At 69.4% G+C, this 20,175-nt stretch carries 14 protein-coding genes and 1 tRNA gene; 12 read left to right on the top strand and 3 right to left on the bottom strand.

What is annotated here, in order from left to right:
- Positions 1 to 2: 2 nt before the first annotated feature.
- Positions 3 to 935: an NUDIX hydrolase gene (locus AC3WRV_RS07150; RefSeq protein WP_291833261.1), complete on the top strand. Its 933-nt coding sequence runs from the start codon at positions 3 to 5 to the stop codon at positions 933 to 935.
- An 84-nt stretch (positions 936 to 1,019) separates the two neighbouring features.
- A tRNA-Ser gene (locus AC3WRV_RS07145) sits at positions 1,020 to 1,109 on the top strand.
- A 255-nt stretch (positions 1,110 to 1,364) separates the two neighbouring features.
- On the opposite strand, the gene AC3WRV_RS07140 is transcribed toward AC3WRV_RS07145, so the two are convergent.
- The 3 genes from AC3WRV_RS07140 to AC3WRV_RS07130 form a co-directional block, all read right to left on the bottom strand.
- The gene (locus AC3WRV_RS07140) at positions 1,365 to 3,713 is read right to left on the bottom strand and encodes a TonB-dependent receptor (RefSeq protein WP_492312679.1); all 2,349 of its coding nucleotides are present in this window, start codon (positions 3,711 to 3,713) and stop codon (positions 1,365 to 1,367) included.
- A gap of 112 nt (positions 3,714 to 3,825) precedes the next feature.
- Positions 3,826 to 4,767: a FecR family protein gene (locus AC3WRV_RS07135; RefSeq protein WP_291833256.1), complete on the bottom strand. Its 942-nt coding sequence runs from the start codon at positions 4,765 to 4,767 to the stop codon at positions 3,826 to 3,828.
- 109 nt (positions 4,768 to 4,876) lie between these two features.
- Complete coding sequence (locus tag AC3WRV_RS07130) at positions 4,877 to 5,377, bottom strand: RNA polymerase sigma factor (RefSeq protein ID WP_492312678.1); 501 nt, start codon at positions 5,375 to 5,377, stop codon at positions 4,877 to 4,879.
- A gap of 365 nt (positions 5,378 to 5,742) precedes the next feature.
- Here AC3WRV_RS07130 and AC3WRV_RS07125 point away from each other — a divergent pair, with 365 nt between their 5' ends.
- The 10 genes from AC3WRV_RS07125 (at position 5,743) to ilvD (ending at position 20,169) form a co-directional block, all read left to right on the top strand.
- Positions 5,743 to 6,666, top strand: coding sequence for a glucosamine inositolphosphorylceramide transferase family protein (locus AC3WRV_RS07125; RefSeq protein WP_492312677.1), 924 nt, complete (start codon positions 5,743 to 5,745; stop codon positions 6,664 to 6,666).
- 1 nt (position 6,667) lies between these two features.
- A complete protein-coding gene (locus AC3WRV_RS07120) occupies positions 6,668 to 7,846 on the top strand; it encodes a glycosyltransferase family 4 protein (protein WP_492312676.1) in 1,179 nt (392 codons plus the stop codon).
- Positions 7,847 to 7,881: 35 nt separating this feature from the next.
- Entirely contained in the window at positions 7,882 to 8,415 is a 534-nt protein-coding gene (locus tag AC3WRV_RS07115) for a class I SAM-dependent methyltransferase (protein ID WP_492312675.1), read from the top strand.
- Positions 8,416 to 8,493: 78 nt separating this feature from the next.
- A complete protein-coding gene (locus AC3WRV_RS07110; RefSeq protein WP_492312674.1) occupies positions 8,494 to 10,338 on the top strand; it encodes a Ca2+-dependent phosphoinositide-specific phospholipase C in 1,845 nt (614 codons plus the stop codon).
- A gap of 123 nt (positions 10,339 to 10,461) precedes the next feature.
- Positions 10,462 to 13,269: a TonB-dependent receptor gene (locus tag AC3WRV_RS07105; RefSeq protein WP_492312673.1), complete on the top strand. Its 2,808-nt coding sequence runs from the start codon at positions 10,462 to 10,464 to the stop codon at positions 13,267 to 13,269.
- Positions 13,270 to 13,330: 61 nt separating this feature from the next.
- Positions 13,331 to 13,891, top strand: coding sequence for an RNA polymerase sigma factor (locus tag AC3WRV_RS07100; protein ID WP_492312672.1), 561 nt, complete (start codon positions 13,331 to 13,333; stop codon positions 13,889 to 13,891).
- An 87-nt stretch (positions 13,892 to 13,978) separates the two neighbouring features.
- Positions 13,979 to 14,968 carry a FecR family protein gene (locus AC3WRV_RS07095; protein ID WP_492312671.1) on the top strand — a complete coding sequence of 330 codons (990 nt, stop codon included), beginning with the start codon at positions 13,979 to 13,981 and terminating at the stop codon, positions 14,966 to 14,968.
- A gap of 77 nt (positions 14,969 to 15,045) precedes the next feature.
- Entirely contained in the window at positions 15,046 to 18,039 is a 2,994-nt protein-coding gene (locus AC3WRV_RS07090; protein ID WP_492312670.1) for a TonB-dependent receptor, read from the top strand.
- Between the two features lie 135 nt (positions 18,040 to 18,174).
- Positions 18,175 to 18,327: a hypothetical protein gene (locus AC3WRV_RS07085; protein ID WP_291833224.1), complete on the top strand. Its 153-nt coding sequence runs from the start codon at positions 18,175 to 18,177 to the stop codon at positions 18,325 to 18,327.
- A gap of 99 nt (positions 18,328 to 18,426) precedes the next feature.
- Positions 18,427 to 20,169, top strand: a complete 1,743-nt coding sequence (gene ilvD, locus AC3WRV_RS07080; RefSeq protein ID WP_492312669.1) for a dihydroxy-acid dehydratase — start codon at positions 18,427 to 18,429, stop codon at positions 20,167 to 20,169.
- The last annotated feature ends 6 nt before the right edge of the window (positions 20,170 to 20,175 follow it).

Below are 20,175 nucleotides of genomic sequence, written 5' to 3'. Positions count from 1 at the left end.
CCATGGCCGAACAGGGGGTCCGCATCGGCCTGTCGGCCGTGGTCATCGCGCTCAGGGACGGCAAGGCCTGCGTCCTGACCACGACCGGCGACGACGGATCGGCGGCCCTGCCCTTCGGCCCCTTCGACCCGACCCGCGACCGCACCTTCGAACTGGCCCTGCGCGCCTTCGTGACGGCGCAGACCGGGTTCCGGCTCGGCTTCGTCGAACAGCTCTACACCTTCGGCGACCTGGGCCGGGCCAGTCCCCGCGCCACCCCCGGACCGGAGCACCACCGCGAGGTCTCGGTCGGCTATCTGGCCCTGACCGCCGACGCCGCCGACGCCCCGGCGGCCGAGGCCCGCTGGACCCCCGTCCTGGACTTCTTCCCCTGGGAGGACCGCCGTGACGGCGCCGCCTCGTGCCAGGCCGCCCTGATCGAGGGCCTGCGCGACTGGGCCGCCGGCGACAGCCGCCGCGCCGCCCGGATCGACGCCCTGTTCGCCGCCGCCCCCGGCCAGCGCTGGAACGAGGGCCGGGTGCTGGAACGCTATGAGCTGCTCTACGAGGCCGGGCTGGTCGACGAGGCGGCGCGCGACCTCGACAAGGCTCCGCCCGCCGCCGCGCCGGGCCGCCCCATGGTCTCGGACCACCGCCGGATCCTGGCCACCGGGCTGGGCCGCCTGCGCAGCAAGCTGAAGTACCGCCCAGTGCTGTTCGACCTCATGCCCGAAACCTTCACCCTGTCCGGCCTGCAGGCCGCCGCCGAGGCCGTGGCGGGCCTGTCCCTGCACAAGCAGAACTTCCGCCGGGGCGTCGAGCGCACCGGCCTGGTCGAGGCCACGGGCCGTCTGTCGGCGGCCACCGGCGGCCGCCCGGCCGAGCTTTTCCGCGTCGCCGACGGCGACCCGTCGACCGGCGAAGCCCTGGGCCTTCCCCTTCCGGCCCTACGCTGACGATTTTCGTCATTTCCCTGCTTGCGGCGCAGGGGCTCCCCGATTAGAGAAGCCGCTCGCTCGACCAAAGCGTTTCGGCCCCGCGGAGAGGTGGCAGAGTGGTCGAATGTACCGCACTCGAAATGCGGCGTGCCTTTACGGGTACCGTGGGTTCGAATCCCACCCTCTCCGCCACCGGCCTTCTGCAGTGAAATCGATAAGCTTAAGGCCATTTGGCCAAGGCCGATCGCTCAGGAGCGGAATTCGATCCGCCAACCGGGTTGAACGCCCCGACCGGCGAGCGGCGCACCCGCTGATCCGGTTCGGCCAGGGCGCAGGCCAGGCCCTGCGGCTCGACCGCGCGACCTCGCCCTCGCCCTCGCCCTCGCGGAAGTCGAAGTCCGTCAGCTGAACGCCTCGACGGCGGGGCCGCCAGCCCGCTACGCGGGACTACTTCGAAAATCTGAGGGTGACGCCCACCGTTCGCGGACGCAGCGGCGTGGTGGCCAGGGCCTCGGGCAGGCGGAACGGGTCGCCGAACGAGAAGGTGTTGGCCGTGGTGTTGAAGGGGTTGTCGACGAACGCCATGATCGCCCAGTTGTCCGCTTCCAGACCGGTCGACATGCGGCCGTTCAGATAGTTTCCCATCCGGTAGCGGCGCTCGGCGTCGAACGTCAGCCGCGAGGGGCCGACATAGGCCAGGCTGGCGTCCACGAAGGCGGTCAGCCCTCCCCCGACGGGACGCCGCCACGAGACGTTGATGTTGGCCGACGCCGAGGGAACGCCGGGCAGGCCCGCATCCCCCCGCGAGTTGAAGTTCGCGTTGGGCCGGGTGATCCGCGGATCGGCGAGCAGGGCGTTGGCGCGGATCTCGATCTCGTCGTTCGGCCGCCAGTTGGCCTCGATCTCGATGCCCCGGTTGGCGCCGTCGCCCACATTGACGGCATAGGCCAGGCCGCTGGGGAGGAACTGGTCGCTCTGGATGTTCTGCCAGTCGGCCGCGAAGACGGCGACGCGCGCCTGAACCTGCCCATCCCAGAGCAGAGCCTTGCCCCCGATCTCGTAGTTCCACAGCGTGTCGCCGGAGTATTCCCGCATGGGATTGCCCGGGCCGCCGTTGAAGTTCTGCCAGAGCGGCCCCCCCGTGTTGAACCCGCCCGTCCTGTGGCCCTGACTGACCAGGGCGTAGAGGCTCAGCTGATCGTCAGGGCGGTAGTCGAGTCCCAGCTTGGGCGAAAAGCCCCAGGTGCTGCGGCTGCCCTCGAACTGTCGTTGCCCGAACCTCTGGGTCACATCGGAATGCGTGTCGTAGTCGAAGCCGTAGAGCCGCCCCCCCGCCGTCAGGGTCACGGTCGGGGTCAGGGCGTATGAGACTTCGCCGAACGCCGCCGCCTCGCGGAGCTCATCATTGCGCACTTCATTATAGACGTCAGCGGGCGTGGGTCGCAGGGCCGCAAGCAGGGTCTCGGACCGCGTCTCGCCTGACGAGAAGAAGGCGCCCGCCAGCCATTCGATTGTGTCGGACGGCGGCGACCGGAACGTCAGCTCCCCCACCACCAGATTGATGGACTTCGCCTCGTCCAGAGCGCCTGTCCGCGCCAGGGAGCCGAACAGCAAAAGCGCGGTCGAGGCGTCGTAGCGGCTGAGGAAGCGGTGATCGAGATAGGCGATTGATCCATCGACACGCCCCCAGTCGCCCCGGCCTTCGACACTGACGTAGGCCTGGTTGAAATCGTTCGTATGGGGTTCCCGCACCAGGTTGGCGCGCTTCAGCCCGCCCAGGGTGCGGTAGACGTAGTGGGTGTCCTCGGTGTCGATCGACTGATGGACGATTCCCGCGGTCGTGCTCCAGTCGGGAGCGAGGCGCACGCTGGCCGCCAGCCGTCCACCCCGCCGCGATGAGGCGTTGACCCGACGCAGGCTCAGGCTGACATCGTCGATATAGCCGTCGAAGGACTCTTCGTACGCCAGCCCGCGAATGGCGCCCCGCTCGCCCGGCAACGGCACGTTCACGACGGCGGAATACTCGGTGTTGGCGCCGCCGCCGGCCGTGACGGATCGGGTCCCGGACACATCCACGGCATAGGCCAGCGGATCCGGCGACCGGGTGACGATGCGGACCACGCCGCCGATCGGACCCGTGCCGTACAGCGCGCCCTGCGGCCCGCGCAGCACCTCGACCCGGTCAAGGTCGATCAGCTTGAGGTCCGGATCCGGGGCGCTGTAGGTGATGGGAACAAGGTTGAGGTACAGCCCCACCGTCGATTGGGTCAGCCCCGTGAAGGCGCCGTCGGACATGCCTCGCAGCAGGATCTTGTTGCGGCCCGAGCCCAGGTTGGTGACCGTCATTCCCGCGATCAGATTGCTCAGATCGTGGGCGTTGGCCGCTCCGGCGAAATTGATCTGCTCGCCGGACACCGCCGTGACCGGAGTGGCGGCGTGCTGGGGCGATTCCGGCCGGCGCTCGGCGGTGACGATGACGTCGCTGAGTTCCGAGGCGGTCTCCAGCAGCGGCGCCGGCGTGAGCGGAGGAAGCCGGGGGAGCCGCGGCGGCGCGGCGACCACGGAGCGGGTCCGCCCGGCGCGGCGGATGATGATCGCCCCGCTGCCGCTGGCCGACCATGTGCAGCCCGAGCCGGCGAGCACCCGGGTCAGGGCGGCGTCCAGCCCCATGGTTCCGTTCAGGGCGGGAGCGACGCCGCGGCAGGCCGACAGATCGCCGCCCAGGGAAACGCGGGCCTGAAGCGCCAGCTCCAGAAGGGCGTTCTCGACCCGCTGTGAGGGGATGTGAAGGTTCAACCGCCGGTCAGGCGTCGCCTCGGCGGGCCGGGCCACGCCGAGTGCGGCTATAGTCAGGATAAGGCCGAGGCCGACGAAGCCAAATCGTCCCGTACTGCCGCCTGCAGAAGGATCAGCGCGAGTCACGCCCAGTCAAATCCACCCCGTCGGCGGATCGGACGACCTCGACCGGAGCCAGCTCCTTGAGCTGTTCCAGCATGACCGCCTCATCCGCCACCCGCAGAACTCCGGTAAACCGAAGATTCTGCGCTGAAACCGATAGGTTAACCGGTTTGTCGAGGTAGCGCGACAGGTCGTCTCCGACCTCCGCGAGAGAGGCGTTGCGATAGACCAGAACTCCACTGCGCCAGGTCGAAGCGCTGGCGGGATCGACGCGGCTGAGGACGGCCGGCTGGCGACCGAGCTGATCAACCCGCTGACCCGCCGTCAGCCGCATGGCCTCCTTGCCGCTGGCCGGCGTCACCGCGACCACGCCACGTTCGACGCTCACGGAGAAACGTCCGTCGTGGTTGACCACGTTGAACGCCGTCCCGAGGACCTGAACGCTGTGGTCGCTGGCGGTGATCACGAAGGGGCGCGAGGCGTTGTGTGCGACATCGAACGCCGCCTCGCCGTCGGAAAGGACGACTTCGCGTCGTCCCCGCTCCATGCGCACGCTCAGATCGGAGTGGCGGTTCATGTGAATGACCGAGCCGTCCGACAGCTCGACCGTGCGCGGCGCCGATTCCGTCCGGTAGATCTCGGTGGGGGCGTCGAACAGCGGCCACACACCGACGGCCAGAGCCAAAGCCGCGGCCATGCCGACCGCCGGGTAGAGCCAGCCCGGCCGCGACCGGCGCGGACGCGGAAGGTCGTCGTTCGCCGGCAGGGCCGAGCGGGGAACCTCGTCCAGCGCGATCCAGAGGGCTTCCACACGGTCGTAGGCGTCGCGATGGGCGGGCTCCGCCTCGATCCAGTCCTGGAAGGCGAGCCATTCCGCCTCTGACGCGTCCGGACCGTTCAGGCGCACGAACCAGCCCCGGGCCGTCTCCTCGATATCGGTGTGGATATTCATCTGTACGACTGTCGACCTTCAGCCACGGCGAGCGGCTCTCTGAGGGTAGACGTCGCTGCCACGGCGCCACCTCCGAGGAAAATCACGCCAAACGCGAAAAATGCGCCGGTCACCGTGGCGCCCTCGCGGCCAGGATCTTCAGCGCGTCCATCATATGCTTCTCGACTGAACTGCGGGAGATCCCGAGGCGGGTCGCCACCTCAGCGTAGCTGAGACCGTCGAATTTGTGCATCCGAAAGATCGTGGCCGTCTTGCGGGGCAGCGTCTCCAGCGCCGCGATCAGCGCCGCCAGCCGTTCGCGGCTCGCCACCACGGCCTCGGCGGACGGGGCGTCGTCGATGTCCTCGAACGCGCCGACGACGTGAGAGGTCAGACGCCAGGCCCCGTCACGGGCCGCCCCCCTCAGCGCCGAACGCCGCCGGTCCAGCAGCAGGTTGGAGGCCAGCCGGTACAGGAAGGCGCGTGCATCCCGGATCTCGACCTCGGGACTGACCGCGGACACCTTGAGATAGAGGTCCTGCAGCAGATCCTCGACATCGGGCGCGCCGCCCAGGCGCGCGCGCAGGAACCGCGCAAGCGCGTCCCGCTGCTCGAAATAGACGTCGGTCAAAGGATGCGCGGTCGGCGCGGTCAAAAGAGTGCGGCCCTCTCGTCGGTTCAGAACACCCGACGCCGTCGGATGGACGCCGCCTTCTCCAGACAACGCCGTTTCATGCCGCGCAGTTTCTTTTGAGGCAAGCCGCCCAGGGCGCCGTCTTACCCATCGAGGGCATGTGAGCCCCTTTTGACATGCCCTCCTGTCGTCCGGACCCGGCTTGCTGGCCGGGTCCGGACGACCCCCCTGAGAGTGACGACGCGATGCAGACCCCGGCGCGCAAGACGATCCGTCCCGGACAGCCCTTCGAGGCTCCGAAACGTCCGCCGTCCGACGCAACCGTGCGGCCCCTTTGACCCGCGAAGCTCCGGAACGCTCAGATGTTTGACCTCTGGCGCTCGGGTTATATCCGAAGCCCCCTTTCCCACGCGCTCGAACCCGGCGGACTGGACCCGGCGAAAGTCGTCTGGCTGCCCGCGGGCGACCGTTCCTTCCAGTTCGTGGCCGACCCCTTCGGCATCGAGCGCGACGGGGTCGTCACCGTGTTCGTCGAGGCGTTCGACTATCGGGTTCGCCGCGGCGAGATCCACTATTTCCAGTACGACCGGAACGATGTCCTGATCGATCAGGGCGTGGCGCTGGCCGAACCGTTCCACCTCTCCTACCCCAGCCTGATCGAGGACGGCGGCGAGCTCTACATGCTGCCCGAGGGGTACAAGAGCGGCGTCCTGACCCTCTATCGCTGCGTCCGTTTTCCCGACCGGTGGGAACCCGTTCAGACCCTTCTCGATGTCCCCGCGATCGACGCCACCGTCGTTCGGTCCGGTGCGCGCTGGTGGATGTTCTACGCCCTGCCCGGACCGGATGACCGCGCCATGCGGGAACTGCATGTCGCCTGGGCCGACCGGCTGGAAGGCCCCTGGACGGCCCATGCCGGCAATCCGGTGCGGACCGGCGCGGCGGACTCCCGTCCCGGCGGCTCAGCGTTCGAGCGCGAGGGCGTCCTTCACCTGCCGGTCCAGGACTGCTCCGGCGCCTACGGCTCCCGGATCCGGCTTCTGCGGATCGACAGCCTCGGACCGGACCGGTTCGAGGCGACCGAGGTCCGCCGGTTCGAGCCGGATGGATTTCTCGACGGCTTCAGCGACGGCCTTCACACCCTTTCAGGAACCGGCGGCATGACCTTCATCGACGTCAAGAGCGTCAATCGTTCCCCGCTCGAGCGCTATATCCGCGCCCAGTACAAGCTGCGCCGACTGTTCCGACTGAACGGTCCGCGCTCGCAGCGCGCCAAGGCGGCCTGAGATGCGCATCGCCGTTGTCATGCCCCGTGGCTGCCTGATGGAGCGGGGCCATACCAACTCCATGGAGACGGTCGCCCTGACGCTGAACCTGCGCAGCCGGTTCGAGGACGATATCCGGATCATCTGCGACGCAGGGGCCGCCGATCCGGCGATGCCCGGCCTGATGACCATTCCCGGCGGGCTGAGCAAGGCGGAACGCCGCAAGGTCGTCGCCGGCGTATTGCGGGACCTGGCGCCCGACATCGTCGAGTACCACCAGCAGCTCGGGCCGGCCGCGGAGCTGGCCCGCCTCCTGCCCGGTCCGATGCACGTCCTGTATCGCCACACGCGCATCAAGCCGCCGAGCAATCCGATCGAGCGGTTCCGCTACCGCCGCCGGCTGCAGGCCTTCAACCACCTCGTGTTCGTCAGCGAGGCGGCCTGCGCCGAGTTCCGGAGCGACTATCCCCGTTTCAAGGGAGCGATTTCGGCGGTCTGCAATCCGATCGACATCGAAGCCTGGCGCGGCGATGTCGCGGCGCGTGAGCCGCTGATCCTGTTTTCGGGTCGCGCCCTGCCCGAGAAGGGGCTCGACGCCTTCTGCGAGGCGCTGGCGACTGTTCTGGACGGGAACCCGACATGGCGCGGCGCCCTGATGCTCGGCGAATGGGAGCGGAACCAGGCCTGGGCCGAACCGCACGTTCGCGCCCTCGAGCGGTTCGGCGACCGGGTCGAACTCCACAAGTCCGCATCTATGGCGAAGGTCATCGAGGTGTCGCGTCGCGCCGCCATCGCCGTGACCCCGTCACGGGTCGCCGAGGCGCTGGGCCTGACGGCGCTGGAAGCCCACGCCGCCGGCGCGGCGCTGGTGTCCTCCGGACGCGGCGGCCTGAGGGAGGCGAGCGGGGTTCACGCCCTGTACGTCGACCCGCCGGAAGCGCCGGGGCTCGCGGACGCCATCACCCGCCTGGTCACCGACGACAAGCTGCGCCGGAGAATGGCCTCGGCGGGCCAGACGCATGTCGTGGCGATCCACAATCCCGTGGTGCGGGCACAACAGCTCGACGACCTGCGCCAACGTATCGCTGATGAAGGTCGCGTCCGCTCTGGCCATCATCCGTCACGCCTGCGCATGATCGGCCAATCTTCCGGATCCCCCGTGATTGACCGAGGCCTGCCATGGGCGGACGCACCTTTCTGACAACCCTTCTCTTCGGCAAGGAGACCGCGGCGCGCATGCGCGCCGCGCGCGCCGGCGACATTCGGGACCTGCCCGACCGCCGGCTCATGGCCGAGGCCTATATTCCCGCCTTCGCCGCGGCCGGCGGCCGGATCCTGTGGGTCGGGTGCCGCGCCTACACCGCGACCGACTACGCGGCGCTGGAGACCGGCGGGGCCGAGGTCTGGACGACCGATATCGATCCCAAAGCGGCCCGCTGGGGCCGTAGCGGCCGCCACCGGACCGGCGATGTGTGCGAGATCGACACGATCTTCCCCGACATCACCTTCGACGCGATCATCTGCAACGGCGTCTTCGGCTACGGGGTCGATGCGGCCGAACAGCAAGGCCGGGCGGTGGCGGCGATGGCCGCGATCCTGCGGCCCGGCGGCCGGCTCCTGCTCGGCTGGAACACCGACAAGGTCGAGGATCCCGTCCAGGCGGGCCTGACGGCCCCGTGGTTCGATCCGGCGCCGTTCGGCGGCCAGGACCAGAGGGTCGGGTTCGACACCGTCACCCATGTCTACGACACCCTGATCCGGCGCGCCTGACGTTCATCGGGCGACACGACATCGATCCTTCACGGACCGCGGCTAGGAGGGCCGCCGTCGGAATCGAAGGAGCGCGCCATGTTCACCCTGCTGACCATCCTGCTGGCGGGCTCGCTGCAGACCGCGCCCGAACCGACCTGCATTCCCACGGCGGATGACGTCGGCGCCGCGGGCGGCGACGCCTGCGCCCGGCCCTGGATGGATCGGACCCTGCGCCTCAACGACCTGTCTGCAGTCGGGACGCACAACAGCTACAAGCTGGCCGTTCCGGGCGATGAGATGGCCGTCATGACCGCCACGAATCCGGCGGCGCGCGGGCTGGACTACGCCCACCGTTCGCTGGCCGAACAGCTGGACGGCGGCGCGCGCCAGATCGAGATCGACGTGCTCAACGATCCCGAGGGCGGGCGCTACGCCCATCCGCGCACGGCCCTGGGCGGCGGGACGGCGGTCAGCCCGGCCTTCGCCGAAGCCATGGCCCGGCCGGGCTTCAAGACCCTGCATATGCCGGATGTGGATTTCCGCAGTTCCTGCCTGACCTTCGTCGCCTGCCTGGGCGAGATCCGCGACTGGTCGCGCGCCCACCCTGATCACGCCCCCATCCTGATCATGCTGAACGCCAAGACCGGCGCGCCCTCCCTGCCCGGCGGCGTCGCCCTGCTGGACTTCGACTCCGCCGCCTGGGACGCGCTGGACGCCGAGATCCGTTCGGTCTTCGCCCCCGAAAGCCTGATCACCCCGGATCAGGTCCAGGGCCGCCATCGCACCCTGCGCGAGGGTGTCCTGGCGGGCGGCTGGCCGACGCTGGGTCAGGCGCGCGGCAAGGTCTTCTTCGCCCTCGACGAAGGTCCCCGGAAGGTCGCGAGCTATCGGGGCGAGCGGCGCTCGCTGGAGGGCCGCGCCATGTTCATCAACACGGACGAGGCCTCCCCCGCCGCCGCCTATCTGACCCTGAACGACCCGGTCGCCCAGCAGGCGCGCATCCGGGCGGCGGTAGAGGCGGGCTTCGTCGTGCGCACCCGCGCCGACGCCGACACGGTCGAGGCGCGCGCGGCGAGCGTCGCCCGGCGCAGCGCCGCCCTGTCCAGCGGGGCCCAGTATGTCTCGACCGACTATCTGTGGGCCGACCCGCGCTTCCCGACCTACGAGGTCCGCCTGCCCGGCGGGGCGGCGGCGGTCTGCAATCCGGTGCGGACCCCCGGGCGCTGCGACGGCCTGGCGATCGAACTGACGGCGGGCGCGCCCCAGCGCGGCTATCTGGTGCGCGAGGATCGCCCGGATCTGACCACGGTGCTGGCCCCGCCCCCCGCCCCCGGCTCGGCGCGCGACATCGCCAACGCGGGCGTCTTCCGCGAGACCCGCCCCCTTGAGGGCACGCCGCGCTGGGCGCTGGCGGCGGACGACGTGCGCGGGACGATGTACCACCACTTCGCCGGCGCCCTGGGGATCGAACTGAGCGAAGCCGAAACGCCGGTGCTGACGGCCCTGCTCCAGCGGTCGGGCGACGACCGCTCCGTGGTCGGCGACGCCAAGACCCACTGGGCCACGCAGCGGCCCTACATCGGCACGGACCAGCCGATCTGCGAGGCGAAGACCGATCATCTGGCGGGCAATCCCGACTATCCGTCCGGCCACTCCGCCCACGGCATGCATGTGGCCATGATCCTGGCGGAACTGGCCCCGCAGCGGGCCGACATCCTCTACGCCCGGGGCCGCGAGTTCGCCGAGAGCCGCTACATCTGCGGCTCGCACAGCTACAGCGCCGCCGAGGCGGGCATCCTGTCCGGGGCTGTGATCTACGGCGCCGAACAGCGCTCGGAGACCTTCCGCCGCGACATGGAGGCGGCCCGCGCGGAGGTGCAGGCGGCGCTGGCGAAGGTCGGCTCGGACGGCGAACACGACACCGCCGTGAACTTTGAATGAAACCTGCTGTCACACGCTGAGGGACCTCGCCGCGAGGTCGTTGAGGGCCACGGGGGCGCAGGCCGGACGGAACGATCCGCCGGCGGCCGCCGACGTCAACATCGACCCAGCGGAGATTTCGAAGTGACCGGATCGAACCAGAATCGCGGCCAGGCCCGCATCGGCCGCATGGCCTTCCTGATGGGCGGCTGCGCCGCCATCAGCCTGATGAGCGCCGGCGCCGCGGCGGCCCAGACGGCCCCGGCCGCCACGCCGCAAGACGAGTCGACCCAGCTGGACGAAGTCGTCGTCACCGGCGGCAGCTATCAGCGCAGCCTGGAGCAGGCGATCGACATCAAACGCGAGAACGTCGGCTTCTCGGACGCCATCGTCGCCACCGACGTCGCCAACTTCCCGGACCAGAACCTGGCCGAGGCGCTGCAGCGCATCCCCGGCGTGACCATCGAACGCAACCGCGGTCTGGGCGGCCGGGTCAGCGTCCGCGGCCTGCCCGCCGAGTTCACCTTCGTCAGCATCAACGACCTGGCCACGGCCTCGGGCAGCGGCGGCCGCGAGGTCGAGCTGGACATCTTCGCCTCGGAGGTCATCCAGCAGGTCGTCGTCCAGAAATCGCCCCGCGCCTCGGACGAGGAAGGCGGCATCGCCGGCACGGTCGACATCTCGACAGCTCGCCCGTTCGATTATCGCGAGCGCCAGCTGGTGGCCTCCGTCGAGGGCTCGCACAACTCGATCTCGGACGAGATCGACCCGAAGGTCTCGTTCCTGGCCAGCGACACCTGGGGCAAATTCGGCGCCCTGATCTCGTTCTCGACCGCCCAGCGTTCCAACCGCACCGACTCCAACTCGGGCATCAACTTCCGCCCGATGTCGCGCTTCCTCGCCAGCTCCACCGGCGCGCGAGGCACGCAGGCCCTGGCCGTGCTCGCCCGCGACGCCGGTATCATCATCCCGGCCGCTGACCGCAACAACACCGCCATCACCAACCGGATCATCTTCCAGGACAAGGTCGGCGACCGCATCTACATGAACGAGCAGGACCAGTGGGGCGGCACCCTGTCGCTGCAGTACCGGCCTTCGTCCACCCTCAGCCTGACGTTCGACGCCATGCTGGGCGGCTATGAGACGACCGAGGACGAGTACGACGCCGCCGCCTACTCGGCCTCCAGCCGCAGCACGCTGGAAACCATCCACTCTTACGACGCCACCACCCTGGCCGACCAGGGCATCATCGTCCTGCGCGACGTCTCCTACACCGCCACCCAGCACGAGATGCTGAGCAAGGAGCGGATCAACGAGACCGATTATTCCCAGTTCGCCGGCACGCTGGACTGGAGCGGCGACAGCTGGGAGCTGAACGCCATGGTCGGCTATTCGGGCGCCGAGAAGACGCTGGATTCGTCCAACCTGAAGCACGTGGCCTACGCCCCGTCGCGGACCCGCTGGACCGCCAACGGCGGCGAGACCATCCCGAGCGCCACCTCCGGCGGCTTCGACATGTACAGCTCGTTCGACCGCTATCTGTTCGAGGCCTACGAGACCACGCTCGAGCACATCACCGACGACAAATACGCCGCCCAGGTGGACTTCACCCAGCATTTCGCGCTGGACGTCTTCCCGGCCCTGACCAGCGTCCAGGTCGGCCTGCGCTACACCGACAGGAACAAGGAACGCCAGTACGGCGCCCTGAACATCCAGGGTCCGACGGCGGGCAGCACCGCCTGGCTCAACACCCGCCGCCTGTCAGACAGCACCCTGACGCGCAGCGACGACCTGGCGCCCGGCGGCGCCTACACCATCCGGGATCTGGCCTGGAGCCAGGTGTCGAACGACTACGCCCGTCGCACCTTCCGCTACGCCGGCTTCTCGACCCCGTTCAACGTCGGCGACTACTACGAAGTCTCCGAACAGGTCCTCGGGGCGTACGCCATGGCCAACCTGGACTTCGACCTCGGGCCGGTCCCGGTCAGCGTGAACGCCGGCGTGCGCTACGTCGACACCTCGATCACCTCGTCCGGCTATCACCAGATCCAGACGCCGACCGGCGGCACCACCTATACGCCGACGCCGGTGTCCAGCGACGGCGCCTATGACAAGCTGCTGCCCAGCCTGAACTTCACCGCCGAGCTGACCGACAGCATCGTGTTCCGCGGCGCGGCGTCGGAGACCCTGATCCGCCCGGCGCTGACGGACCTGGCCTACAAACGCACCGCCAACTGGGGCTCGTTCCGCTTCACGGACGGCAACCCGAACCTGAAGCCGACCTACGCCAAGCAGTGGGAAGTGGGTCTGGAGAAATATCTGCCGGAAGGCGGTCTGCTGGCCGTGTCCTACTTCTCGAAGACCATCGAGGGCGTCGTCCGTCAGGCCCTGACGGGCACCGTGCAGGACGTCACCGTCTATAACGCCAACGGCACGGTCAACGGCATCTTCGACTTCGACGTCTACAGCCCGATCAACGAGCCGGGTTCGTATGATGTCAGCGGTGTGGAGCTGGTGGCCGTTGTTCCGTTCGGCATGTTCTACGCGCCGCTGGACGGCTTCGGCATCAACGCCAACTACACCATGCTGGACAGCTCGCTGACCGGCTCTTCCACCCTGGGCATCCCGACCCCGCCCATCGGCCTGGCCGACAACACCTACAACGTCACCCTGTTCTACGAGAACGACCGCTTCCAGGGCCGCGTCTCGTACAACTACAAGGACGCCTACGTCGAAGGCATCGGCTACGAAATGTATCCGATCACCCGCGACGGCTACGGCCAGACCGACGTGTCCTTCAGCTACAATCTGACCGACAACGTCCAGCTGAACCTCGAGGCCATCAACCTCACGGACGAGCGGACCACGGGCTACACCATGGACCCGTCCTTCCCGGTGATGGACGAAATGTCGGGACGCCGCGTCACCTTCGGCATGCGCATGGACTTCTGACCTTGCACGAAGCCTGCACTCGCGCACGGGCTGTATCCTGATCCCCGGGACGACAGCCCAGGTGGACGCCCCCTCCGAGGGAGGGGGCGTCTTCGCGCGTCCGGCGGGCGAAGCCGCGCGGCAGGCCGGAGCCGTCGCGGGCCTGCGCCGGGATGTCGTCAGCTATCTGCAACGCAAGGGGCAACCGCTCGGCGACGCCGAGGACGCGGTTCAGGAAGCGTTCGTCCGCTTCCACCGCGCTGGCCATGACCTGTCGTCTCCCGACGCCCGCCCACTGCTGTTCGTCATCGCCCGCAATATCCAGAACGACCGGTGGAAGGCCGCCGCGCGGGAATCCCGCCGGTTGGTCGCCGAGGACGTCGCGACCCTGGACGCCGGTCCGCGCGCCATCGCCAGCGACGACCGCCCCGCCGACGACCGGCTGATCGGCCGACAGAATCTGGCCGCCGCGGCCGCCGTGATCCGCGCCCTGCCCCAGCGCACGCGCGAGGCCTTCCTGATGCATCGCTTCGAGACCCAGACCTATCGCCAGATCGCCGCCAGGCTGGGCGTCTCGGTCAGCATGGTCGAGAAATACATCGCCGAAGCGCTCCGTCAGCTGAAGATATCGGCGGAGGACTGAGGTGTTTGGCTTCCCCGTCGTTGTGAGTTGTGAAGCACATGTCGCGCACGCTGGGCGCGGCCGGCCCCACGAGAGTTTCGCCCGTCCATGATCGACCGCCTGACCGCACTGTTCGCCCGCCGGCCGGCAACGGCCGAGGACTGGCTGGCCCGCATGGGCCGGCCGGGCGTCAGCGCGCGTGAGCAGGACCGGTTCACGGCCTGGCTGGAGGCCGATCCGGACAATCTGGACCGCTATGAAAGCGCCAAGGCGCGGAGTGCGGCCCTGGAGCCGTTGCGCGGCGTCTTCGAGGCCGATCTGGCCAAGATCCGGTGGCGGCGCCGAGACCCCGCCCTGTCGCGGCGGCTCCTGCTGTCCGGCGGCCTGGTCGCCGCCGCCGCGGTCGGCGGCGTTCTGATGTGGCCCTCCCTGTCCGCGCCGGCGGGGCGGTTGTACGAAAGCGCCCCCGGCCGGATTTCGGACGTCGTGCTGGATGATGGCTCGCACGTGACGCTGGACGCCGGCTCGGCGATCCGCGTGTCCCTCGACGACAAGGTGCGCCGCGTGACGCTGGAGCGCGGCGCGGCCTATTTCGAGGTGGCGCATGACGCCGCCCATCCGTTCCAGGTCGGGCTTATGGACCGCAAGGTGATCGTCACCGGCACCCGTTTCACCACCACCCTGAAAAACGAAGCCGCCGAAGTCGCCCTGCTGGAAGGCCGGGTCGTGATCAGCACGCGCGACGCCGCCGACGGACGGGCGCTGACGGACGGGGTGGCGATGGCGCCCGGCGATCAGGCCGTCTTCCAGCCCGGGCGGCCGGTCGTCCGGCGCGTCCGCGACGACCTCGACGTCGCGACCGCCTGGCGCAAGCGCCGTTTGATCTTCCGCGACGCCCCCCTGTCGGAGGTCATCGCCGCGGCGTCCCGCTATTCCGACCGGCCGTTGACCATCGTCGATCCCCGGCTGGGCGCCCTGCGCGTCACCGCCATCCTGCCGCTCGACGGCGATCAGTCGCTGGTCGACCGGATCGACGCCCTGTTGCCGGTGACGGTCGAACGGACGGCGGACGGCCGCGCCCTTGTCCGGGCCGAATAGGCTCCATCGCAGACCTGTCATGCCTGGGCTGTAAGGACTCGCGGTTCCTTCCACCGCCACCTGACAGGGTCCCGCGCTTGGCTCCGACCGCTCGATCGCTGCCGGCGCGCAACGCGTGGCGCGCGCCAGGTCTGGCGGCGGCGCTGGCGCTTCTGGCGGCGACGCCGGTCCATGCCCAGACGGCGGGATCGCAGACCTTCGACATCCCCGCCCAGGACGCCTCCTCGGCCCTGATCCAGCTCTGCGCCGTCGCCGATTGCGAACTGGCCTTCGTCCAGCGCCCGGGAGCCACCGTCCGCACCCGGGCCGTGCGCGGCCGCATGTCGTGGCGCACCGCCCTGGAGCAGATGCTTCGCGGCACGGACCTGCGCCACCGCTTCATCGGCGCCCACGGCGTGCGCGTCTGGGCCGATCCCCGTCCGCCCGCCGCCTCGCCACAGCGCCCGTCTCTTCCACCCCCAGAAGACGAACCGGTCGAGCTGGACGCCGTCGTCGTCGTGGGCCGGCTGTCAGGGCAGATCGACGAAGCCCTGCGCCGCAAGCGCGAGGCGGACGTCATCTCCGACGTCGTCACGGCGGGGCGGATCGGCGATCTGCCCGCCGCCAATCTGGCCGAAGCCCTGCAGCGCGCGCCCGGCGTAGCCGTGGAACGCGAGGTCGGCGAGGGCCAGTTCGTCAGCGTGCGCGGCCTCGGCCCGCTGTTCCAGTCGGTGACCCTGAACGGCGCTCCGGTGGCCTTCAACGAGAACATCCGCAACTCGACCCAGAGCGGACGCCAGTTCCGCTTCCGGGCCCTGTCTCCGGACCTCCTGGCCGGCGCGACGCTGTCGAAGTCGGCCACGCCGGACATGATCGACGGCGGCATCGGCTCGAACATCGACATCGAAACCATCGGCGGGCTGGACGGCGCGCCCTTCCTGACCCTGCGCATGGGAGGCGAGATGGAAGCGCACACGGACCGCACGGGTCCGGAGGTGTCCATCGCCGGCCGGATCGTGTCGCCGGACGGCGACCTCGGCCTCGTCGGCGGACTGGCCGAGGAGCAGCGGTCCGTGCGCTACGACCGGTTCCAGATCCAGCGGTACTACGACCTGTCGATCGGCGGAGCCACGGTCACGACGCCCAGCGATGTCCGCACCACCATCGAACGGGAGGACCGGCGTCGACGCAGCGCCTTTCTCGGCCTGGACTGGCGCGCGACGCCTGATCTTCTGCTCGATTTCGACGGCCTGGTTTCGACCTTCGACAATGCGATCCGGGAGGACCGGCTTGTCTATATGCTCGGCGAGCGGCTGGCCCTGCCGGGCTCGGCCGTCACCGTTCGAAACGGCGTCGTCACGGCCGCGACGGTTGAGAACGGCCGTATCGACAACAACACCGAGGTCTCGGACCAGTCGCACCTGAACCTCGCCGTCTCGTCCGGCGCGCGGATACGGATCGGCGAATGGCGGCTGGAGCCGCGCATCAGCGCCTCGGTAGCGCGGTCGGTGCTGGATACGCCGCTTGAGCGGATGTCGGCCCAGTCGCCGACCGGCGTGGCCTACGCCTTCGATCTGGGCGACGCCGTCGACAGGCGCAGGGCCGCCCACCTGACCACCGGCCTGGACCTGACCGATCCGGGTCTGCTGCTGCCGCCCCGCCTGGCGGTCCGGGCCGTGGAGTCCCGGGACGATGATCTGACGGCCATGATCGACGCCCGCCGCCCGCTCGACCGAACCCTGGGCGTCCTGCACCTGTCGGTCCTGCGTGTCGGAGGCCAGTTCACCGACCGCAACCGCGACTACCAGCGACGCGACCGGCAGGCCGTGCTCCGGCCCGGCGTCGACCTGCCTTTCCAGACCTATGGGATCATCACCCCGCGCGATGTGTTCGAAGGCCTGATCGATGAACGCTCGGCGCCGTGGGCCGCGGCGGACTTCCGCTGGTTCCGGGAGAGCTTCGTCCTGCCCGGCGAACGGGACGGCGTCGTCTTCCAGCCCGGCGACCTGACGCCGAGCGGCGCCGACCTGCAGAATTCCTACACCGTCGGCGAGCGGGTCGCGGCCGCCTATGTCCGGCTGGACGTGGATACGGTCGGCCTGCGCTGGCCGATCTCGGGCAATTTCGGCCTTCGGGTGGTGGAGACGCGCACCGAGGTCGAGGGTTCGATCCTGGGCATGGCCGGCGGCGCCATGGAGGTCCGGTCGGTGGCCTATGCCGGCTCGCACCGGATCTGGCTGCCCAGCGCCAATCTGACCCTCGATCTGGATGATGACAGCCTGCTGCGGTTCGCGGCGTCCCGGTCGATCACCCGCCCATCGTTGGCGGACCTGAGATCAGCGACCGTCCCGGCGAGCGTGCTGGTGGCGGCCATCTATGAACGGGGGCAGGCCGAGATCGACACGCCGTCCCCGGGGATCATCTTCACGGGGGTCGGCGGCAATCCGCACCTGACGCCCTATGTCGCGACAAACCTTGATGTTTCTTACGAACTGACCCGGCCCCGCGGCGCGTTGAGCGTCGCCCTTTTCCACAAGTCGATCGACGACTACGTCCAGACGCTGGCGGCGCCGGAACTCCTGACGTTCGAGACCCGCGCCGGACCGCCGGTGCAGGCGACGGTCATGATGTCCCGGCCCCGCAATGTCGGCCGCGCCCGCGTGGACGGCGTCGAAATCGGCCTGCACCGACGCTTCGCCACGGGCTTCGGCTTCTGGGCCAGCGCGACCTGGACCGACAGCCGGATCGAGGATTCGGGAACGGATCTGCTGGGCGTTTCGGAGCTGTCGTATTCGATCAATCCGTTCTTCGAGCGCGACCGGCTGGCGGTCAATCTCTCCTGGTCCTGGCGCTCGGCCTTCCGGTCGGAGGCCGACATGCAGGGCGGCGGCGTGTCCAGTTTCGTGGTCGCTCCGGCCGGCTACCTGGACGCCCAGGCCACCTTCGATCTGACGGACCACGCCCAGATCGTGCTGACCGCCTCGAACCTGACGGACACCGTCGATCAGGCCTGGGAGGGCTCGCCCGATCGCCTGCTGCAGCTGGGTCGGGCCGGTCCCGCCATGTCGTTTTCCTTCCGCTGGACCCTGTAGCCAGGCCCCGAATTTCGCACGGCAAATTACTGCCCGCGAACGGCCTCCACCGGCCATCCGCGCAAGAATTTTGCTTAGCCGACTTGTGCGGCGCAGCAGAGCATGGTTTCCTAAGGCTCTTCTTCAGGAGCCCCCGTGGCCAACCGCGCTTACACCGCTGACCGCAAGACCGCCGCCATGGCGATCGCGGCCGTGCGCGCGCCGTCGGTCGAACTCGCCCTGAACACCCTTATTCTCACGGTAATTCTTGTGCTGCTCTCCGGAGCGGTGTGGACGCACGTGACCTGACCTAACGCAACATCAGGATCGCCCGCAGCCACCCGCTCCCGAAAGGAAGCGGGTTTTTTGTTGTGCGCGGTCCGGACACCCTCCGGAACGACCTCGCCTATGACGCAAGATTTCACCTCGAACGACCGGCCGCCCAACGCGAGAAGCCGCGCCGTCACGGCCGGTCCGAACCGCGCCGCGGCCCGCAGCTATCTGCGCGCCGCAGGCATGCAGGACGCCGACTTCGACAAGCCGATGATCGCGGTGGTCAACACCTGGTCGTCGGTCACGCCGTGCAACATGCACCTGGACCGCCTGGCCGCGGACGTGCGCGCCGGCATCATCGCCGCGGGCGGCTATCCGGTCGACTTCAACACCATCGTGGTCACCGACGGCATCTCGATGGGCACGCCCGGGATGAAGGCCTCGCTGATCAGCCGCGAGGTCGTCGCCGACAGCATCGAACTGGCCGTCGAGGGCCACCAGCTGGACGGCGTCGTCTGCATCGTCGGCTGCGACAAGACCATCCCGGCCGCCGCCATGGCCCTGGCCCGCATGGATATCCCGGGCCTGGTCTACTACGGCGGCACGATCATGCCGGGGACCATCGGCACGAAGGAGGTCTCGGTTCAGGAGATCTTCGAGGCCATCGGCGCCCACGCCGCCGGAGCCCTGGACGACGCCGGCCTGAAGGCGGTCGAGACGGCGGTCTGCCCCGGCGCCGGCGCCTGCGGCGGCCAGTTCACCGCCAACACCATGGCCATGGCCCTGTCGGTCATGGGCCTGTCGCCGATGGGCGCCAACGACGTCCCCGCCGTCGATCCGGCCAAGGCCGCCGAGGGCGAGCGCTGTGGCCGCCTGATCGTCGAACGCGTCTTCGCCGGCGACAGCGCCCGCAAATACATCACCCGCGCCTCCTTGCGGAACGCCGCCGTGGCCGTCTCAGCCTCGGGCGGGTCGACCAATGCGGTGATGCACCTGACCGCCATCGCCGCCGAGGCGGGGGTCGAGTTCGGCGTCGAGGACTGCCACCAGGCCTGCGTCGACGCCCCGGTCATCTGCGACCTGAAGCCCGGCGGCCGTTTCCTGGCCTCGCACCTGTTCGCGGCGGGCGGCACCCGTCTGGTCACCCAGCGGATGGCGGCGGCGGGCAAGATCGTCAACGCCCCCACGGTCAGCGGCCGCAGCCTGTTCGCCGAAGCCGCCGAGGCCGAGGAAACGCCCGGCCAGCAGGTCGTCGCCGACTTCGCCGCCCCGATCATGGATCGCGGCAGCTACGCCGTCATCTACGGCGATGTCGCTCCCGACGGCGCGGTCATCAAGCTGACCGGCCACAAGGTCGATCGCTTCGAGGGTCCGGCCTGCGTCTTCGACAGCGAGGAAGACGCCTTTCACGCCGTCCAGGACGGCTCCGTGGGCGAGGGCGATGTCATCGTCATCCGCTACGAGGGCCCCAAGGGGGGCCCCGGGATGCGCGAGATGCTGCAGGTCACCGCCGCCCTGAAGGGCCGCGGCGTCCACAACGTCGCCCTGATCACCGACGGCCGCTTCTCGGGCGCCAGCTACGGCTTCGTCGCCGGCCACGTCTCGCCCGAAGCCGCCGTCGGCGGTCCGATTGCTCTCATCCGCGACGGCGACCGCATCGCCATCGACGTCACCAACCGCCGGATCGACGTGGACGCCGATCTGGTGAAGCGCCGGGCGGGCTTCGCCCCCAATCCGACCCGCCCGGCGCACGGGGTCTTCGCCAAATACCGCGCCTCGGTGGCCTCCGCCGCCCAGGGCGCCGTGACCATTCCCAACCCGCCGCCGGTCCAGCGCCCCGCTGAAACCGAAGCCCGATCCGCCCGAGAGGACGCCTGAACCATG

It is taken from the genome of Brevundimonas sp. EU05-FHT14B11, assembly GCF_058790835.1.
Note: the sequence above shows the minus strand (reverse complement) of the source record. Positions and strands in the feature narration are given on the sequence as shown.

Coding starts and splice junctions, on each gene's coding strand:
- AC3WRV_RS07125 (WP_492312677.1), top strand. CDS start 5,743: ATGTTTGACCTCTGGCGCTCGGGTTATATCCGAAGCCCCCTTTCCCAC.
- ilvD (WP_492312669.1), top strand. CDS start 18,427: ATGACGCAAGATTTCACCTCGAACGACCGGCCGCCCAACGCGAGAAGC.
- AC3WRV_RS07120 (WP_492312676.1), top strand. CDS start 6,668: ATGCGCATCGCCGTTGTCATGCCCCGTGGCTGCCTGATGGAGCGGGGC.
- AC3WRV_RS07110 (WP_492312674.1), top strand. CDS start 8,494: ATGTTCACCCTGCTGACCATCCTGCTGGCGGGCTCGCTGCAGACCGCG.
- AC3WRV_RS07135 (WP_291833256.1), bottom strand. CDS start 4,767: ATGAATATCCACACCGATATCGAGGAGACGGCCCGGGGCTGGTTCGTG.
- AC3WRV_RS07150 (WP_291833261.1), top strand. CDS start 3: ATGGCCGAACAGGGGGTCCGCATCGGCCTGTCGGCCGTGGTCATCGCG.
- AC3WRV_RS07115 (WP_492312675.1), top strand. CDS start 7,882: ATGCGCGCCGCGCGCGCCGGCGACATTCGGGACCTGCCCGACCGCCGG.
- AC3WRV_RS07095 (WP_492312671.1), top strand. CDS start 13,979: ATGATCGACCGCCTGACCGCACTGTTCGCCCGCCGGCCGGCAACGGCC.